This is a genomic window from Acinetobacter vivianii (genome assembly GCF_014635885.1).
GTDB lineage: Bacteria > Pseudomonadota > Gammaproteobacteria > Pseudomonadales > Moraxellaceae > Acinetobacter > Acinetobacter vivianii.
The window spans coordinates 364,422-384,061 of record NZ_BMDR01000002.1 but is presented as its reverse complement, the minus strand read 5'-3'; the positions used below and the strand labels follow the sequence as shown (position 1 = coordinate 384,061).

Here is a 19,640-nt window from a genome sequence, read left to right as displayed (position 1 = left end):
GATATCTACGGTGTAAGTAAGGTCTGCTGTAACATTACCAACGTTACCTGCGGCATCTGTTGCCTGAATAGTTACATTAATGGTTTTATCTGCATCAAGCGCCAGTTGACCACCGTCGACTGTAATACTCCATACACCACCAGTCTGAACTGTTGTAGTGATATCTACGCCATTGACATTGACAATAACGACATCACCAACTTTATATTCGCCTGTTACGCTACCACTAATCGTTTGATCTGTACCAGCTTCTGTTGAGTCCAGAATATTGTCACCAGCAACAGGATTAATCGTAATCGTTGTTGTACTGTTGTCAGGTGCTGTTGTATCAACCGTATAAGTATGATCTGCAGTAACAGTACCAACGCCTGTTACATTTACAGTTACATTAATGGTTTTATCTGCGTCCAATGTAAGCTCAGCGCCAGTAACCTCAATACTCCAGTTTCCGTTGTTATCTAGAGTAGTGGTGTAGTCTGCGCCATTGACATTGACAGTAACCTGATCTCCAGCAGTAAAGCTACCAACCACTGAACCACTGATGGTTTGATTGACACCAGCTTCTGCTGCATTCAGAACGTTATCACCTGCAATTGGATTGATGACAACAACAGGTGTGGTGATATCGACAGTATATGTTGCATCAGCAGTTACATTACCTACATTACCTGCTGCATCTGTTGCCTGAATAGTCACATTAATGGTTTTATCAGCATCAAGAACCAACTGACCACCGGCAACTGTGATACTCCATAAACCACCCGTCTGAACAGTTGTCGTAATGTTGATGCCATTCACATTAACAGTGACTACATCACCAACACGATACTCCCCTGTGACTTTACCACTGATGACCTGATTAGCACCTGCCTCTGTTGAATCCACAACATTGTCACCCGCAATTGGGTCAATTGTAATTGTAGTCGTGCTGTTATTTGGTGGAGTTGTATCTACAGTTTCCGAACCTGGTGCAGATGGGTTACCCGCTGGGTCTGTGGCAATTGCTGTAACTGTATCGCCATCTTTTAAACCGCCTGGATTTTCTACTGTCCACTCACCTGTAGTTGGGTCAGTAGGAACCTGAACAGTGCTACCATCCGGGAATGTTACAGTCACCGTCGAACCTGGTTCTGCTGTACCCTTAATTGGGTCAGTGCCGTTGATCGGATCAATTTCTGGCACCGCTGGTGCAGTCACGTCAACAGTATAGCTTTGCGTATCGGTGACTGTGCTGCTATTACCTGCAGCATCTTTAAAGGTCACTGTTGCATCAATAGTTGTATCACTGTCAGCCTTTAAATCACTACCTGCAACATCAGCAGTCCAGTTACCTGTTGCGGCATCGACAGTCGCTGTATAAGTCACACCATTGATCACAAGTGTCACAACCGTGCTCGCTGCATCGGCTGGTACACCTGTTAATTTACCTGTAATTGTGACAGTCGAAGTCGATTCTGCTGCATTAAGAACATTATCTGCTGTGACTGGATCAACGCTAAATTCAACATTATCCGTATTCGGTGGATTGAGATCTACAGTTTCTGAACCTGGTGCAGATGGGTTACCCGCTGGGTCTGTGGCAATTGCTGTAACTGTATCGCCATCTTTTAAACCGCCTGGGTTTTCTACTGTCCATTCACCTGTGGTTGGGTCAGTAGGAACCTGAACGGTGCTACCATCAGGGAAAGTGACTGTGACCGTTGAACCTGGTTCTGCTGTACCCTTAATTGGGTCAGTGCCGTTGATCGGATCAATTTCTGGCACCGCTGGCGCAGTCACGTCAACAGTATAACTTTGGGTATCGGTGACTGTGCTACTGTTCCCAGCCGCATCTTTAAAGGTCACTGTTGCATCAATAGTTGTATCACTGTCAGCCTTTAAATCACTACCTGCAACATCAGCAGTCCAGTTACCTGTTGCGGCATCGACAGTCGCTGTATAAGTCACACCATTGATCACAAGTGTCACAACCGTGCTCGCTGCATCAGCTGGTACACCTGTTAATTTACCTGTAATTGTGACAGTCGAAGTCGATTCTGCTGCATTAAGAACATTATCTGCTGTGACTGGATCAACGCTAAATTCAACATTATCCGTATTCGGTGGAGTGAGGTCTACAGTTTCTGAACCTGGTGCAGATGGGTTACCCGCTGGGTCTGTGGCAATTGCTGTAACTGTATCACCATCTTTTAAACCGCCTGGATTTTGTACTGTCCATTCACCTGTAGTTGGATCTGTATCAACCTCAACAGTTGACCCGTCAGGGAAAGTGACTGTGACCGTTGAACCTGGTTCTGCAGTACCAGTAATTGGGTCAGTACCATTGATTGGATCAATTTCTGGCACCGCTGGTGCAGTCACGTCAACAGTATAGCTTTGGGTATCGGTGACTGTGCTGCTATTACCTGCAGCATCTTTAAAGGTCACTGTTGCATCAATAGTTGTATCACTGTCAGCCTTTAAATCACTACCTGCAACATCAGCAGTCCATTTTCCTGTGGCTGCATCGACAGTCGCTGTGTAAGTCACACCATTAATCACAAGTGTCACAACCGTGCTCGCAGCATCGACTGGAATACCAGTTAATGTACCTGTAACTTTGACGGTCGAAGTTGATTCTGCAGCATTAAGAACATTATCCGCTGTGACTGGATCTATATTAAATTGAACTCCATCCGTATCTGGAGGTGTTTTGTCAATAACAACTGTTTCCGTACCAGGTGCTGATGGGTTACCTGCTGGGTCTGTGGCAATAACTTTGATGGTATCGCCATCTTTTAAACCGCCTGGGTTAGGTACAGTCCATTCGCCTGTGGTTGGATCGGTAGGAACCTGAACGGTGCTGCCATCCGGGAAAGTGACTGTGACCGTCGAACCTGGCTCTGCTGTACCTGTAATTGGATCAGTACCATTGATTGGATCAATTTCAGGTGCATCTGGTGCGGTCACATCAACGGTATAGCTTTGAGTATCCGTCACCGTACTGCTGTTCCCAGCCGCATCTTTAAAAGTTGCTGTTGCATCGATAGTTTTATCACTGTCAGCCAGTAAATCACTACCTGCTACATCAGCAGTCCATTTACCTGTTGCTGGATCTACAGTTGCAGTATAAGTCTTACCATTAATAACGAGTGTCACAACCGTGCTTGCCGCATCGGCTGGAATACCAGTTAATGTACCTGTAACTTTGACGGTCGAAGTTGATTCTGCTGCATTAAGAACATTATCCGCTGTGACTGGATCTACATTAAATTTAACTGCACTCGTATCTGGAGGTGTGGTGTCTGGATTATTATTCCCATCATTATCACGCCCATGACCATCGCTGCCTCCGCTTGCTGCCGCAATGATACCGCCAGCGACTAAAGGAACAGCCCATAACCATGGATTCATTCCACCATCATGGTAAAGCAAAGGTTCTACAGATTGAATCGGCTGATAGACAACATCTGAAACTGGAACTTCTGGAGCAGCCTCTGGCACAACAGCTGGAGTCTCTTCTAAGTATACAGCCCCTTCAGTGTCAGCATCTGCATCTGCATCCGCGTCACTATCTGCATCCGCGTCATTTTCAGCATCTTTGAAACGTGCCCAAATGAGTTGACCATCTTCGCCCTGAAAAACAAGGCTATTATCTAAATTCGCTCCTTCATTAAAGAAGTTTTGAATAACAATCTGCTCGCCATTTTTCAGTAAAATAACGGCATTAGAACCATCTCTTTTTACTGCTGAGATGTCGTTTACTGGTATTTTCACCAAAACGACTGTGGCCTCAGATGGTAAGGACGCTGTTTTTCCCGTCGTATTTGCAAGGGTTTTATGGCTTTCCTTGGAAATAATTTGTATTTCAGACATGATTATATTCCTCAATTATATATTATTAATTTCAAATCAATTTCTAATTACGTTATTACTGAAGTTAAAATTATTTTTTCAAGTGATAGAGTTCACGACATTACTTTAAATCAAACCGAATAAATGTTAAATAGCTCACAAAACAAAGAAAATAAACTTACATTGAAATAATTTATGACACTTACACAACATTATGTTTTACAACAACAAAAAAAATAAAAATTACTTTACAAAATAAAAAAGTTACACTTTTAAACAAATAAATTTACAAAGAAATAATGAGTTCCTAAAAAGTATTTTAATTAAATTAAACAAACTTTTTAAATATATTATTTAAATTAAAATAAAAACCATTCCCAATACTTTAATTAAATTAAACACACCATTTAATGATATTGTTAATTTAAAAACAAAAAAGCCTTATAAAATAAAAAGGCTTTTTTGAACAAATGAAAAAAATATACAATTAAAAGTTATCAGGATTTTCTAAGCGTTTAACTTCTTCTCGTTTACTTGGATGATGCATTGTAGCCACCCCATCATCGGTTTTCTGATCCAATAGAATCTCAGGGTTATAGATGGTAATCGTTTCTCGCCCTAAAGCATCCTCACCAATAATATATTTAAAGCCACGACGGTTCATCTTGTTACACATGCGTTGATAGAAGCCTTTTAAACCATCCTTCTCTTCATTTGGATTGTAGTAGAAAGCATTCATCACTGCAGGCAAACCGAGCCCACACACCACACCAGACAGCAATACACTAATAAAGGTATAACCAATCAGAATACTACTGTACTGGCTCAGCTCAGGAATGTTTGCAACAGCAAGGATCAAGGCAAGTGAAATACCACCACGCACCCCTCCCCAAGATAGAATCGCCAAACTGCCGTTATAGCTTTTATTCCTGAACGATGGGAATAAAGCAAAAGCAGCAAAGTTGGCAGCAAAACGAGAAAGATGCAGGATAATAAAGGCAATAATCCCGCCAATAATCAAGTTAGCGCTAAGATCAAGAATAAACAGCTCTAAACCAATTAATGTGAATAGGAAAGAGTTAATAATCCCTTCAACTGTATGCCAGAAGTGATTTACCTCACGTATTTCACGCTGTTCACGAATTTCTTGCCATTTATTACCGACAATCAGACCACCAATAACACAGGCAATTGGCGCTGACGCATGGGCAAATAGCGCAACCAGATAAGAACCACTGGCAAGCAAGGCTGTGGTTAGGATTAACGATTCCATCTCATGTTTACCGCGTAATAAACGCAAGATTGCAAAACCGAATCCAAAACCGATAATCACCGCCACAAAGATTTCATAAAGTAAGGTTTCAACAGTTGCCAGTAAGGAAAAATGTTCACCTTGCAAAACTTTTAATAGCGTCATAAATAATGCAATACACATGGCATCATTAAATAAAGACTCACCTTCCAGCTTTACCATGAGATGGTGTGGTGCTCTAATTGAACTAAGTACCCCTTTAACCCCAATTGGATCTGTCGCCCCAAGTGCTGCGCCTAATAACAATAAAACGCCAATCGGGACTGGATAGCCAACCAACCATTGAAATAAATACAATAAACCTGCATAAAATCCTGCACATAACACCAGTGCAATGGTGGCTAAAATACCAATAGGTTTCCAGTAATTTCTTAAATCTGAAATTTTAAATTTGAGTGCGGAAGAGGTTAAAATAAAGCAGATAACACCATTAATTAAAAAATCATAAAAATCAATATTTCTTACAGCTGCTTCAATATTATGAATATTAATGGTAATAAACTGATTACCATTTAATAGACTTGCACCCCACTGTAAAATAAAGACAAAAATTGCTGAAACAATAGGAACACCAATCGCTTGAGGAAACCCAAGTATTCGCTTATTAAAAATGGTCGTGGCAATGGATAATGCAAAAATTACCGTTAATGCTTGTAAAAGAAAAAAATTACCCATATAACCTCTTTATTTATTTCAATTTTCAACACATATCATTTATTTAAACTTTAAAACTCAATGAAACATGAAGTTTAAAAGTTCTTTGTATTTGCAATTGAATAAAGAAGAAAGGTCTATGCTGCAGTTTTACTCACCAATTATTTATTTTTTATACACAAGTGATTTAGATGCAGTAATAAACCAATCATCCTCAATTCAGCATAGACATGTTATTTTACGTTAATTCTTCTTAGGCTTCGTATATCTTCCGTATAAAAATCAAGGACAAAAAACATCCATGCTTATGACTGAAAAGTGTTGCATTGGTTGACATCACCTGATTTTAAACCAATCTTGAACCACTGCATGCGCTGCTCACTGGTACCATGAGTAAAACTATCAGGCACAACCTGTCCTGTTGCACGGCGCTGTAGATAGTCATCACCAATTTTTTCTGCCGCATCCATCGCCTCTTCAATATCCCCTTGCTCAAGGAATTGAGTACGCTGCTGATTTTGATGCGCCCAGATACCCGCAAAACAGTCAGCTTGTAATTCCAGACGCACAGAAAGTTGATTGCCCTGCGCTTGGCTCGCCTGAGCACGGGCTTGCTGTACCTGATCTGAAATACCTAACAGATTCTGGATATGATGTCCCACTTCATGCGCTATCACATAAGCTTGGGCAAAATCTCCTGCCTGATCCTGACGGGAAAGCTCTGTCTGGTTCTGCTCACCTGAAATGCCCATCTGCTGGCGCATATCTTTAAAGAAAGAAGTATCAATATAGACCTTTTGATCTGCTGGACAATAAAATGGCCCCATTGCAGCTTGTGCGGTTCCACAACCTGATCTGACCACGCCACTAAAGAGTACCAGACGAGGTGGCTTATAAGTCATTCCCAATTGCTGGAAAATCGGTGTCCAGGTATCTTCTGTATCTGCCAGCACCGTACCGACAAAATCACTCGCTTCTTTCTGCTCAGCCGTTAAGCTTTGCGGCGCACTACCTTGCTGAGAAGATTGTGCGGTCACGGCTTGCGTAGCCTGATAAGCCTGTTGCGGATCGACGCCAAAGAATTTCCAGGCAACAAACGCCACAACCAGACCCAATATACTGATACCACCTGCTTTTGCTCCGCCACCACCACGACGGTCTTCAACATTGGTACTGACTCGACGACCTTTCCAGCGCATAACGACCTCACATAATTTTGATGATGACGATTCGGGTTTAAGTTGATGCCTTTGGCCAAACTTTCTGAATCAAGCTGACAATAAGCAATACAATTGCTCCAGCTACCAGACCAATTCCAAGATTGATTAATGTTGGTGTCAATGCACCAATGATTGAACCTACACTTGGAATCAGCTCTAAATGATCAACTGTTTCTTCAGTAAAATGATGCAGTAATGGAATGGTATGCGAAATAATACCGCCACCGACTAAAAACATGGCAATTGTTCCAACAATTGAAAGTGTTTTCATCAAGATTGGAGCAAAACCAAGTAAACCACGTCCTATTTTATTTTTAAACTCAGAAGCCTGCTGGGTTAAATATAAACCTAAATCGTCAATTTTAACGATCATTGCAACCAGACCATACACCCCGACCGTCATGACAATTGCAATAATACTTAATACTGTCACTTTAGTCGTAAACGCTGCTGTTGCAACTGTACCTAACGAAATCACCACAATTTCAGCAGATAAGATAAAGTCGGTACGAATCGCACCTTTTACTTTTTCCTTCTCAAATTTCGCCAGATCAACTTCGACTTCCTGTAAATCTTCACTTGCCTCTTCTGTTGTTTTAGCTTTTTTATGCTTCAAGGTATGAACGACCTTTTCGACACCTTCATAACATAGAAACAGACCACCAATCATCAGTAAGGGATTAATGAGCCACGGCGCAACCACACTGATGAGCAAGGCTAATGGCACCAGAATTAACTTATTAACAAATGACCCTTTGGCAACACTCCAGACAACAGGCAACTCACGATCTGCACGCACACCACTGACCTGTTGTGCATTCAGCGCCAAGTCATCACCCAATACACCCGCAGTTTTTTTGGCTGCCATTTTGCTCATTACAGCAACGTCATCCAGAATCGTCGCGATATCATCCAGTAATAATAATAAACCACTCGCCATTTTTATTTCCTAATTTGTATTTATGTCGCTATTGTAGATTCCCTCAGTATATTCACAATATTATTTTTCAGAAAAAGTTAAAATTATCGCTGACGAAAAAAATTTATTTCTCGTACAATAATATCAATCTTATATCTATGAAATAACTGAATCTTGGAACATATCATGAGTAATATTGATCAACGTCCAATCATTTTGACAGGCGACCGTCCAACTGGACAACTTCATCTTGGACACTTTGTCGGTTCATTACGATCTCGTGTAGGTCTACAAGACAGTCATCATCAACACCTATTATTGGCTGATGCTCAGGCAATGACAGACAATGCCGATAATCCAGATAAAGTCCGCAACAACATTCTTCAAGTTGCACTAGATTATTTGGCAGTCGGCATTGATCCAACCAAAACCACAATTTGTGTGCAATCGTGCTTACCTGCACTGAATGAATTAACCATGCTTTACCTCAACTACGTGACTGTTGCACGTTTAGAGCGTAACCCAACCATCAAATCTGAGATCCAGATGCGTGGGTTTGAGCGTGATATTCCAGCGGGCTTCCTATGCTATCCGATTGCGCAAGCGGCAGATATCACTGCATTTAAAGCAACTGTTGTGCCTGTGGGCGAAGATCAGATTCCAATGATCGAGCAAACTAACGAAGTGGTTCGCCGTGTCAATCGTCAAATAGGTCATGACCTATTACCGGAATGTAAAGCCCTCTTGTCAAACATGGCGCGTTTACCAGGTTTTGACGGTAAAGCAAAAATGTCTAAATCATTAGGCAATACCATCGTGCTGAATGCTTCTGACAAAGACATCAAGAAAGCCGTCAATGCAATGTATACCGATCCAAATCACTTGCGTATTGAAGATCCAGGTCAGGTTGAAGGCAACATCGTATTTACCTATTTAGATGCTTTTGACCCAAATAAAGAAGAAGTGGAAGAATTAAAAGCGCATTATCGTCGTGGTGGTTTAGGTGACGGTACAGTGAAAAAACGTCTGGAAGGCGTATTGAAAGAGCTGATCACGCCAATCCGTGAACGTCGTGCCGAGTTAGAAAAAGATCCTGATTACATTATGGATGTACTCAAACAAGGCACTGAAAAATGCCGTATCATCACTCAACAGACCTTAGATGAAGTGAAAGATGGCTTAGGATTATTTAAATTCTAATTTATGTTATTTTTCACATAAAAAGCCTGATCTCGGGCTTTTTTTAATATAAGCATTTGATTTAAGTTTAATTTTAGAACTTCCCCATAAAATATAAAACTAACACTTTTTGTCACTTATTAACATGTATTAACAGTTATTAACATGAATACCTATGAACTTAGTCGGGATTTTAAATATTATTGCGTTGTAGATTAGCAAACACTAATCTCATGACATTTCTCCTTTCAACCGAAACTGTTTTAAACAGATTCGTTGTTCAACGCAATGACAACCCCAATCATTGCGTTTTTTTTCGTCTGCAAGAATGTGAACGATTTAGGTTGAAATTCAATCGCGTTAGATTTATTCTTATAACTGTTTTATTTTTATAAAAAATTTATTAATTATCTCTAAAAGAAATAAGAGAAACACTGATGATCTGGGATCTATTAACACACCCTTCTAATCTTATTTTTAGCATTGCCTTAATGTTATGTCTATTTATCGGTGTACTTGAATTCATCTTGCTGTTATTCGGTGGTAGTTCAAGTTTTCTGGAACAGTTTCTCCCTGATAGCCTGACCGATATTGACCATGCCGATGTTTCACTTGAACAGTCGGAAAATCTGTTCACCCAGCTTTTAGAATGGCTCTATCTAGGCAAAGTCCCTTTACTGATCTGGTTAATTATTTTCTTAACCCTGTATGCATTAACAGGCTTGATTATTCAGGATCTTTTTTTCCAGTTTACAGAACAATATGTATCGGCATGGATCATTGCACCTGCCAGCCTGTTTTTGGCAATGCCATTGGTACGTTATAGCGCAGCGCTGATTGCCAAGATTATTCCTAAAGATGAAACCACAGCAATTCAGCATGATGATCTGATTGGCCGTACCGCTCACATTATCTTAGGGGAAGCCAAACCAAACTCCCCTGCTCAGGCCAAAGTCAAAGATCAATTTGGTCAAACCCATTACGTCTTGGTTGAACCCGAAATTGATACGGTTTTCCATCAAGGTCAAGACGTTATTTTAACGCAAAGAACCAAAATTGGATTCCAAGCGATTGTTTCTTAGTTTTTATATTTATTACATGAGGGTGTTTAAATGTTGAGTTCAGCATTGACTGAAATTCTAATTATTACAGGTGTTATTTTTGCGGCACTGGTTTTCATCGGTATTGTTATCGCTCGTCTATATACGCGCTCAAGCAAAGAAGTCTCTTTCGTGCGTACTGGTTTTGGTGGTGAAAAAGTCATTTTAAATGGGGGTGCAATCGTGCTGCCTGTTTTACATGAAATTATCCCGGTCAACATGAATACATTGCGTCTGGAAGTGAAGCGTGCCGCGGATCAAGCCCTGATTACCCGCGATCGTATGCGTGTCGATGTCATGGCAGAATTCTATGTGCGTGTTAAACCGATTGCAGAATCCATTGCAACGGCGGCACAAACCTTAGGTCGTAAAACCATGTCTCCACCAGAGTTAAAAGATCTGGTTGAAGGTAAATTTGTCGATTCTCTACGTGCCGTTGCCGCTGAAATGGCGATGGAAGAACTGCATGAAAAGCGTGTCGATTTCGTACAGAAAGTTCAGCAAGTGGTTTCGGAAGATTTATCCAAGAACGGCTTGGAGCTTGAAACCGTTTCTTTAACGGGTCTCGATCAAACCAGCTTTAAATTTTTTAACCCACAAAATGCGTTCGATGCAGAAGGTTTAACCAAGCTGACTGAAACGATTGAAGATCGTCGTAAAAAGCGTAACGACATTGAACAAGATGCTGACTTGGCGATCCGTGCAAAAAATCTTGAAGCTGAACGTGCTCGTTTAGAAATTTCACGTGAAGAAGAATATGCAAAGTTACAGCAAGAGCGTGAAATCTCGATTCGTAAAGCTGAACAAACCGCAGAAATCGCCTCTCAAGAAGCAGGTAAAAAACGTGAGGCGGAAGAAGCCCAAATTGCTGCTGAGCGTGAAGTGGAGATTAAACGGATTGCTTCGGCACGTGATGTTGAAAACGAAAATATTCAAAAAGCACAATTGATCCAGAAAGCACAGGTTGAACAGAAGAAAACTATTGAATTGGCTGAGCAAGACCGCGCCATTGCCATTGCTGAAAAATCGCGTGCTGAATCAGAAGCCAAAGCGCAAGCTGACAAGGCCCGTGCCGAAGCAGTAAAAGCAGAGGAAGAAGTTGTGACTGTCCGCGAAACTCAACGTGCTGAACGTCAAAAAGCGGTTGAACTGGTTGCAGCAAAACAGACTGCTGAGAAAGAAGCGATTGCGATTACCGTTGCTGCGGATGCAGGTAAAAAAGCCGCTGCCGATGAAGCAGAAGCGGTACGCATTGCAGCAGAAGCTGACGCTGAGAAAATACGCTTAAAGGCCAAAGGTGAAGCAGATGCGAAAGTATTGCTGGCTCAAGCCCTAGAGAAACAATATCAAGTCGATGCAGAAGGTGCGCGTGCAGTCAATGAGGCAGCCAACACCCTTTCTGCTGAGCAGGTTGAAATGCAGATTCGCTTGGCGTTATTGAAGCATTTACCAGAGATTATCCGTGAAAGCGTGAAACCGATGGAAAATATTGATGACATCAAAATCTTGCAAGTTAATGGTTTAAATGGCTTTGCTGGTGGTTCTGCAACTTCAGGTGAAGCCGTTGAAAACGGTTCAACCTCATTGTCTGATCAAGTGGTGAATAGCGCCTTACGCTACCGTTCACAAGCACCTTTAATTGATAGCCTGATGAATGAACTTGGTCTGCAAGGTGGTGATATTAATGGCTTGACTCAAAGTCTAAATAAACCAAAAGCAGAATAACTCCGATATAAATAAAAAAAAGAGTCTTCATTGTAAGGCTCTTTTTTATTGCACTTTTATTTGTAGTTCACCATGACGGTCGCCTGCGCATTGACACTCCCCGCAACGGCGGCAACATTATCTTTCTTATAATATTTTGCATAGAAATTTTTAGTTAAAGCTGGATTTGATCCTGTGCCCAACCGACCAAATGAATATTCTGTGCCATAGTTAATCGCTGAATTATTAGATACATCATACACTCGAATGCCGACATTACTGGTTGCAGCATTGCTATTGCTCAATACATTAGTGCTATTCGCGACATTGGCATTATCACTCATCGTAAAGTACAACAAGGTATTGGCTAAGCCATTGCTACAAGTCGCCGTGATTGAAAAAGGCGTTTTCCCGCCAGCTTCCGTACCTGCTGTTGCTAAAGCGCTGGTTGCAATCGTAGGTAAAGTCACAATCGGATTGTTTAAGCTACAAGTCTTGGTATTTTCTGGATTCAGTGTTAATTGCACAAAGCCCGATTGACTATCGATATAACGGTTCGATCCTTCGGTCATATCCACAGTGACCTTGCCTAAATCAAGCTGTACTGCTGGCGTACTTTCGGTCAATCCTGAAGTAAAATAAAACTTCAAATTAACAATATTAACGCCTTGGGTCGCAGACTCCCCTGTCGCGTTGTTATACAAGCTCACCGTCTTGGCTAAAGCAACAACGGGCTTTCCAGACTTGGTATCCTGTATTTGAAAAGTCACATAAGCATATTGATTAAAGTAAGGACTACTGCTGTTGACGATTTTGTAATACGTCGAACCTGCATAAGTGATCGTTTGATCAAAGTTGACGTTACTTCCCACTGTAGTGAAAGATGTAGTTTTTCGGTCAGGGAAATTATCCATGATTTTATTTGAACAATTCACCAAAGAATAAGCGGCAATCGATGTGGCAAAGTTGCTAACAAGTGTCCAGTTTGAAGTTGAGTTGGTAATACTGCTGGTATTGGTCGCCAAAGGTTGAGTTGGATTCGAAGTACACACACCATTATCCGTAGCATAAGCATGTTGTCCCAGAGCAATGCCCAAAACAGTAAATAAGAGCGTAAATCCATATTTTTTTAGCATGATTATTTACACTCCACATCGATCATCTGTATACGATTCGGTTGCTTACTTTTCGGAAGCAGTTTTTCTGATGCATCAATATGGCAAGTGTAAGATTCACTCATTCCCCATTGCACATATAGATCTTGTTTTAATAATTGTGCTTTTTCTATAAATAGCTGATTTGACTGACCAAACATGCCAGCGACTTGTCCTGCCTGATTCACCGCTTGTACACCAATCGGGATCTGCTGATTTACACCCTTAACCTGTACATTTAATAAAATATTTGAGCTTTGCTCGACGTCAAATTTGATTAAGGTCGAACTATAACGACGTGGAATCACTTCAGCCTGATTCGCAGTTAAATTCACATCCAGAGGCAAATGCTTGGTATCTAAGCGGATGGTATTGGCTTCATAAGGAGAAACATTGGCATAAATCGCATTGCCCCAATAATCGATTTTACTTCCCCATGCATTAACAACATCAGCACCATGCGCACCCTTTGCATGAACAATGGTAAAAGTGTCCGATAAATTATTGGTTGCGGTAATTCCATAAGGATGAGCGACAATAGCACCTTTGGCACTGAAACCATATTGGGTCTGATCATCACTCCAGCCCGTCACAGCACCCAGTTGGATTTGAGGCAGGCTATAATTTATATTAGCTGAAACAGCAGAATTATTTTTTCCATTGTTCCAGTTCTGAGTCGTGGTTAACCCATAATTGAATTGATTATTTTCCCCTAATGTTCCCGTGAGACCTACATTCGCTGTGGTTGGATGACCGACGTTATCTGCATATTGAATATTCGAATATAAATTTTCCTGCTTTTTACGCCACTCTAAAGGTAAAGAAAAGCTCAGATATACCTTATTTTCTTTTCCAAAATCATTTAACTGATTATTATTTTGACTATAACCAATAGAATAGCTCAATCTATTCCAGCGATTGCTATAGTTAATACTATACTGCACATAATCTTTATCTGTATTCCAGTATTTATTTTGAGTTGCATTTAAATAAACAGAGCCGAAACCCTCTTTAAAGTTTTGATAAAGCGAAATATTAAATTGCTGTTTTAATAAATAGGTAAGAAAAAGACTATCGATTTCAGCTTGATTCAAATCATTAAAATTTCGTAAAGACATGGTATTACTTAATGTCATGTATTCACGATCTTGATATTGTGCTGAAACGTTCAAAAAAGTATTCAGCGGACTATAGCTATATTGATAAGCAGCTTTATACCGCCAACCCGCATAGTCATTTTTTGCTAAGGTCGCATTTGATTTTTCCGCATCAAACCTTAGTCCACCTAGCCTTGTATTTTGTCCAAAACCGAATAAATAACTCTGAAAAACATGACTGAGATTGCTGCCAAGATATAAGCTGGAATAGTTGCTCAAGCCATATTCAGCGCTGAGCTGACCAATATAATCATCTGATGTTTTATTGTTGATTTTGTATTGCCCAGAAGCAATGTTGTAATTTAACTGCCCCATTCGAACAAGGTTCATATTCCCTTGCATCGGTACAATAAAGCTATGTTTTTCCCCACCATTTTCAGTGACCTGAACAGTTAAATCACCATTGTTATTGACCGCTGTGAGATCATTAAACTCAAACTCACCAGCAGGTACGGTACGTTCGTAAATTTTTCGGCCATTCTGAAACACAGAAACCAAAGCATTGGTGTTGGCCAAACCACGAATCAAAGGTGCATAGCTGCGTTGCGACATCGGAAGCATACTAATATCGGAAGCAAGCTGTAAGCCTCGTATTTGCGCCGAATCAATCGCATAAGTCTGGGTATTAAAGTCACCCATTTCCAGCCGTGCTTTCAGAGCAGGAATATCTGTAGACAATACATTCAGATAAGATTGATAACCGCCGAGTTGCGTTCCATCTGAGTCAAAACTTCCAGCATGACGAAAGTTAAAACGACTAAAATTGAATCCACCCGTTAAATTCAGATAATTGCTGCTAACTTGTTCTTGCTGGTTCAATTTACTGGTGTAACGATTAAAATCATAACCGATATAAGCAGCAGTAACCCCCTGATCAAATCGTTCAGGCGCAATATAACCTTCTGGCCGTTGATTAATAATTGCTAAAGGTAAAGAAATATCCAGACTTAATGCCGACATATCCAGATCATAGTAGGCATCTGGATTGAGCTCTTTAATTGTGAGACATGGTTTTTTAGGTAGTTTTTCCAAGACTTCTGGACGTAAATCCAGTCGTTTCAACAATTGCTCATCAATACATAGCACCGCCGTCAGCTCGGCATTCAAATGATCGAATTTAAGCGTAAGCTGACCCAATGAGCGATGATTATTAATACTGGTATTGAGTGAGTATACACCTGCAGCAACGCCATTGGTCTGGCGGAATGAAGTTAGATCAATGTCCTGATTGCGTCCGCCAAACAATGCACGTGCATCAAAGGTATAAATTCGATTATTTGATCCATCTCTCGCTTGCAATTTCTGATTTATATTTTCATTTTCTGCTGCGTAAGTACCCTGCATGCATAAAATAATAAAGCTATATCTTAATGCATATTTCATTTATTCTTCGCCATTTATGACGGCTTGATAAGCCTGATTTCCACCATAATCATTAATCAGTAAATAGCTAATTTTTTGAGGCTTAAATTGGATTTCCGGTTTAAAACTCTCCGTAGAATAAGGTGCAATCATTAAAGGATCAGCATAAACAAAATTCTCTTTTTCTGGATTTAAACTAACATTATAAAAATTTACATAATAAGGAGATGGGTTATTCACCGTCACGCTTTTATTAGTTTCATTATATTTAAAGGTAACACTGGAAAATGCTTTTTCCTGTGTGATCTTTAAATTGACAGGACGATAAAATAGTTTAATACGTGAACGAATCGACACCTGTAATTTATTCTTTTCTGCTGTCTCTACCTGTTCAGATGCAGGCATATCCAAAATATTAAACCAATATAAGCTTTCTCTATCCTGAGGCAAAGCTGAGGTATCTTTCGCAATTAAGCGAAGCATTTGACCTTTATTTGAAGCAATTTGGGCTAAAGGAGGCGTTAAGATAAACGGAATCTTATCCGCCTCTGGGATCTGATGCGGGTCACCATTGTCTAACCATGCCTGAATTAATGCAGGACGATCGTCAGGATTGTTCAATTGAACAGTGACCGTATTTTGGTTGGAAGGAAAAATAATACGCGTCCCTGTAATCGTCACTCCTGCAAATGTTGCAGTAGAGATTGAACTGAGCATTGCAATGCGAAAGGCAATCGATGAGATACGCATATTCTTATATTTCCCCTGAACCAACCAAAATGAAACTACAATTATTTATAAATAATGCTGTAGCTTACTGATGACGTTACTGCACCAGCAGTTGTCGCGCCTGTTGCGAAATAACGGGCAAAGTAATTGAAGTCATTGCTATTTGAACCAGCAGAAACACCTACACTGCTTGACTGAGCTGGTGCTGGCGCATTCACATCAATAACAGACTGATTGTTAGTTAACAGTTGAACGTCTACATTTGTTGCAGCGCCAGTGTTAATTAAACGACCTGCTGCATTGACTTTAGCAACTTCTGATTCGAAGTAAGGCGTTGCATTTAAGCTGCTTGCTGTACAACCCGTACCCGATAAGTTGATTTTAAATGCAGTGGTACCCGCCGTCGCATTCGCAGTACCTAAAGCAGCCGTATTCACAGTTGGTAAAGTTACAGATGCAGATGCATTGCCACTTCCAGCAACGTTAGCACTACAAGTTCCAGCAACAAGCTGCCCAGTAAAAGTGATCACGCCAGTTGCAGCAAAAGTCGTAGATGTTGCACATACAGCGAGGAGAGCAAGCCCTAAACTTAATTTTTTCATTTGAGAGTATCCATAAAAATTTGATTGATTTTTCATTACTTAGCTTCACCCCAAATTGTTTAAAATCTTTGTAAAAAAGCTATGCAATTCAGAAACAATAATATACACAAAAACAACATTATCAATAAAAATTTGCAAACTAAGTCACACTTTCACAGGTTAATACACAATAATACGATTTTTTTATTTTTCATGATTTAAAACATAAACTTAAAAATACCAGAGATTAAAATCACTCTTTTTTATGCTTTTCCTTTTTGGTCAGAAGGTGAATATTTTTGTCACTTTGGTACAAGTTATTGAAATTTAAACAACTCATCTGAATTTTAAAAATGTATAAAAAATAGACAAACGCGTAATGATTTATTCTTCTTTTTTGACTTGTGCGCTTAATTTTAATTTTTACTTATGAATGGTTTCTTTCGTCAAAATCCACTTATATTTATAGGTCTCATCCAAATTTTTCAGACAATAAAAAAACCCCAATGTCTCCATTGGGGCTTTTTAAAGATTAAAAATCTAACGTATTACGCTAAACCTTTCTCTTTTAAAACTTGCAACATCGTTGAACCAAGCTCAGCTGGGCTACGAGTGTAAGCCATTCCCGCACGTTCAAATGCAGCGAATTTCTCTTCAGCAGTACCTTGACCACCAGAAATGATCGCACCAGCGTGACCCATACGCTTACCTTTAGGCGCAGTTACACCAGCGATGTAACCGACTACAGGTTTAGTCACGTTAGATTTGATGAATTCAGCAGCTTCTTCTTCCGCTGTACCACCGATCTCACCGATCATGATGATTGCATCAGTATCTGGATCGTCTTGGAACAATTGAAGCGCTTCGATCTGGTTCATACCTGGGATTGGGTCACCACCAATACCGATACAAGTAGACTGACCTAAACCAAGCTTAGTTGTTTGAGCAACAGCTTCATAAGTCAATGTACCTGAACGTGAGATGATACCAATACGACCTGGTTGGTGAATGTGACCAGGCATAATACCAATCTTACATTCGCCTGGAGTGATCACGCCTGGGCAGTTAGGACCAACTAAACGAGTACCGTTACCGTTAGTTTCCAAGTAGCGTTTTGCTTTAAGCATGTCGATTGTTGGAACACCTTCAGTGATCACAACGATTAGGCCAACACCTGAATCAACCGCTTCAACGATTGAGTCTAAAACGAATGGAGCTGGTACATAGATTACAGATGCATCAGCATTTGTTTCACGTACAGCTTCTTTCATTGTGTTGAATACTGGTAGGTCAAGGTGAGTTGTACCACCTTTACCTGGAGTAACACCACCAACAACTTTTGTACCATAGTCTAAAGCTTGTGCAGAGTGGAAAGTACCGTTTTTACCAGTAAAACCTTGTACCAATACTTTAGTGTCTTTATTAATTAATACGCTCATGATTGATACTCCTTACGCTTTAACTGCAGCTACAACTTTTTCTGCGGCATCAGATAAACCGTTCGCAGAAATTAATTTCAAACCAGATTCATCAAGTAATTTAGCACCTAACTCAGCGTTGTTACCTTCTAAACGAACAACAACTGGAACAGTTACGTTTACTTCTTGAACCGCTGCAATAATTGCTTCAGCAATCATGTCACAACGTACGATACCACCGAAGATGTTGATTAAAACACCTTGTACAGAAGTATCAGCAAGGATGATTTTGAACGCTTCGATTACGCGCTCTTTCGTTGCACCGCCACCAACGTCAAGGAAGTTTGCAGGCTGACCACCATAAAGTTTAATGATGTCCATTGTTGCCATTGCAAGACCAGCACCGTTAACCATACAACCGATGTTACCTTCTAAAGCAACATAGTTAAGGTCAAATTCAGATGCTTTTAATTCACGCTCATTCTCTTGAGATTTGTCACGTAAAGCAGCAACTTTAGGTAAACGGTAAAGCGCGTTAGAATCGATACCTACTTTCGCATCAACACATAAAATATCGCCATTTTCACGAACTGAAAGTGGGTTAATTTCAAATAATGCAAAGTCATTTTCTACAAATGCTTGATAAGCAGCGCCCATAATTTTTACAAATTGGCTCACTTGCTTATCTTTCAAACCTAAAGCAAACGCAACTTCACGTGCTTGGAATGGTTGTAAGCCAACGAGTGGATCAACTTCAACTTTGATAATTTTTTCTGGAGTTTCTTCCGCAACTTTCTCGATTTCCACACCACCTTCGGTAGAAGCCATGAAAGTAATACGACGGCTAGAACGGTCTACAACCGCGCCTAAGTAAAGCTCACGCTCAACTGGGTAAACGTCTTCAGCAACGATGATGCTGTTAACTGGTTGACCATTTGCATCAGTTTGATACGTTACAAGACGAGTACCAATGATGTTGTTAGCAAATTCGATGACATCTTCTTTAGATTTTGCAACTTTAACGCCGCCAGCCTTACCACGACCACCAGCATGAACTTGCGCTTTCATTACAGCGAATTTACCACCAAGCTGTTCAAATGCAGCAACTGCTTCGTCTGCATTTGTTGCCAAGATACCTTCTTGTACTGGCATGCCATATTCTTTCAATAATGCTTTAGCTTGATACTCATGTAAGTTCATTTAGTTACCTACTATGTTGTTTGTGTGATACAGCTAGATCTTCTTAAAATCAAGCTGCTACATATTGAATAAATGATTGCCCGAACCAGACAATCATCATCATTCAAAAAAGTGTGG

Annotated in this window: 12 protein-coding genes and 1 pseudogene; 3 read left to right on the top strand and 10 right to left on the bottom strand. The window is 40.3% G+C overall.

What is annotated here, in order from left to right; translation table 11 throughout:
• Positions 1-15: 15 nt before the first annotated feature.
• From IEV36_RS18975 to IEV36_RS05580, 4 genes and pseudogenes are all read right to left on the bottom strand, one after another.
• Positions 16-3,855, bottom strand: a pseudogene (locus IEV36_RS18975) (Ig-like domain-containing protein); the annotation flags it as partial.
• A gap of 466 nt (positions 3,856-4,321) precedes the next feature.
• Positions 4,322-5,821: a cation:proton antiporter gene (locus IEV36_RS05590; protein ID WP_005259186.1), complete on the bottom strand. Its 1,500-nt coding sequence runs from the start codon at positions 5,819-5,821 to the stop codon at positions 4,322-4,324.
• A gap of 284 nt (positions 5,822-6,105) precedes the next feature.
• On the bottom strand, positions 6,106-6,999 hold the full coding sequence (gene ypfJ, locus IEV36_RS05585; protein WP_005259187.1) for a KPN_02809 family neutral zinc metallopeptidase: 894 nt from the start codon (positions 6,997-6,999) through the stop codon (positions 6,106-6,108).
• Positions 7,000-7,036: 37 nt separating this feature from the next.
• Complete coding sequence (locus IEV36_RS05580) at positions 7,037-7,960, bottom strand: DUF808 domain-containing protein (RefSeq protein ID WP_004775147.1); 924 nt, start codon at positions 7,958-7,960, stop codon at positions 7,037-7,039.
• Positions 7,961-8,125: 165 nt separating this feature from the next.
• On the opposite strand from IEV36_RS05580, the gene trpS reads away from it, so the two are divergent.
• The 3 genes from trpS to IEV36_RS05565 all read left to right on the top strand — a co-directional run bounded on the left by trpS (position 8,126) and on the right by IEV36_RS05565 (position 11,943).
• On the top strand, positions 8,126-9,139 hold the full coding sequence (gene trpS, locus IEV36_RS05575; RefSeq protein ID WP_004775149.1) for a tryptophan--tRNA ligase: 1,014 nt from the start codon (positions 8,126-8,128) through the stop codon (positions 9,137-9,139).
• Positions 9,140-9,555: 416 nt separating this feature from the next.
• Positions 9,556-10,200 (top strand): YqiJ family protein, encoded by a 645-nt coding sequence (locus IEV36_RS05570; RefSeq protein ID WP_005259188.1) that lies wholly within the window; start codon positions 9,556-9,558, stop codon positions 10,198-10,200.
• Between the two features lie 30 nt (positions 10,201-10,230).
• Entirely contained in the window at positions 10,231-11,943 is a 1,713-nt protein-coding gene (locus IEV36_RS05565; protein WP_005259189.1) for a flotillin family protein, read from the top strand.
• Positions 11,944-11,999: 56 nt separating this feature from the next.
• On the opposite strand, the gene IEV36_RS05560 is transcribed toward IEV36_RS05565, so the two are convergent.
• The 6 genes from IEV36_RS05560 to sucC all read right to left on the bottom strand — a co-directional run bounded on the left by IEV36_RS05560 (position 12,000) and on the right by sucC (position 19,523).
• The gene (locus tag IEV36_RS05560) at positions 12,000-13,058 is read right to left on the bottom strand and encodes a fimbrial protein (RefSeq protein WP_005259190.1); all 1,059 of its coding nucleotides are present in this window, start codon (positions 13,056-13,058) and stop codon (positions 12,000-12,002) included.
• Between the two features lie 2 nt (positions 13,059-13,060).
• A complete protein-coding gene (locus IEV36_RS05555; RefSeq protein ID WP_005259191.1) occupies positions 13,061-15,616 on the bottom strand; it encodes a fimbria/pilus outer membrane usher protein in 2,556 nt (851 codons plus the stop codon).
• On the bottom strand, positions 15,617-16,345 hold the full coding sequence (locus tag IEV36_RS05550) for a fimbrial biogenesis chaperone (protein WP_005259192.1): 729 nt from the start codon (positions 16,343-16,345) through the stop codon (positions 15,617-15,619).
• A 41-nt stretch (positions 16,346-16,386) separates the two neighbouring features.
• Positions 16,387-16,926 carry a fimbrial protein gene (locus IEV36_RS05545; protein ID WP_005259193.1) on the bottom strand — a complete coding sequence of 180 codons (540 nt, stop codon included), beginning with the start codon at positions 16,924-16,926 and terminating at the stop codon, positions 16,387-16,389.
• 527 nt (positions 16,927-17,453) lie between these two features.
• Positions 17,454-18,344: a succinate--CoA ligase subunit alpha gene (gene sucD, locus IEV36_RS05540; protein ID WP_003655479.1), complete on the bottom strand. Its 891-nt coding sequence runs from the start codon at positions 18,342-18,344 to the stop codon at positions 17,454-17,456.
• Positions 18,345-18,356: 12 nt separating this feature from the next.
• Complete coding sequence (sucC, locus tag IEV36_RS05535) at positions 18,357-19,523, bottom strand: ADP-forming succinate--CoA ligase subunit beta (protein ID WP_004640348.1); 1,167 nt, start codon at positions 19,521-19,523, stop codon at positions 18,357-18,359.
• Between the last annotated feature and the right edge of the window lie 117 nt (positions 19,524-19,640).

Bases quoted from the DNA above. Each gene is read 5' to 3' on its own strand.
- IEV36_RS05590 (WP_005259186.1), bottom strand. From the start codon at position 5,821: ATGGGTAATTTTTTTCTTTTACAAGCATTAACGGTAATTTTTGCATTA.
- ypfJ (WP_005259187.1), bottom strand. From the start codon at position 6,999: ATGCGCTGGAAAGGTCGTCGAGTCAGTACCAATGTTGAAGACCGTCGT.
- IEV36_RS05580 (WP_004775147.1), bottom strand. From the start codon at position 7,960: ATGGCGAGTGGTTTATTATTATTACTGGATGATATCGCGACGATTCTG.
- trpS (WP_004775149.1), top strand. From the start codon at position 8,126: ATGAGTAATATTGATCAACGTCCAATCATTTTGACAGGCGACCGTCCA.
- IEV36_RS05570 (WP_005259188.1), top strand. From the start codon at position 9,556: ATGATCTGGGATCTATTAACACACCCTTCTAATCTTATTTTTAGCATT.
- IEV36_RS05565 (WP_005259189.1), top strand. From the start codon at position 10,231: ATGTTGAGTTCAGCATTGACTGAAATTCTAATTATTACAGGTGTTATT.
- IEV36_RS05560 (WP_005259190.1), bottom strand. From the start codon at position 13,058: ATGCTAAAAAAATATGGATTTACGCTCTTATTTACTGTTTTGGGCATT.
- IEV36_RS05555 (WP_005259191.1), bottom strand. From the start codon at position 15,616: ATGAAATATGCATTAAGATATAGCTTTATTATTTTATGCATGCAGGGT.
- IEV36_RS05550 (WP_005259192.1), bottom strand. From the start codon at position 16,345: ATGCGTATCTCATCGATTGCCTTTCGCATTGCAATGCTCAGTTCAATC.
- IEV36_RS05545 (WP_005259193.1), bottom strand. From the start codon at position 16,926: ATGAAAAAATTAAGTTTAGGGCTTGCTCTCCTCGCTGTATGTGCAACA.
- sucD (WP_003655479.1), bottom strand. From the start codon at position 18,344: ATGAGCGTATTAATTAATAAAGACACTAAAGTATTGGTACAAGGTTTT.
- sucC (WP_004640348.1), bottom strand. From the start codon at position 19,523: ATGAACTTACATGAGTATCAAGCTAAAGCATTATTGAAAGAATATGGC.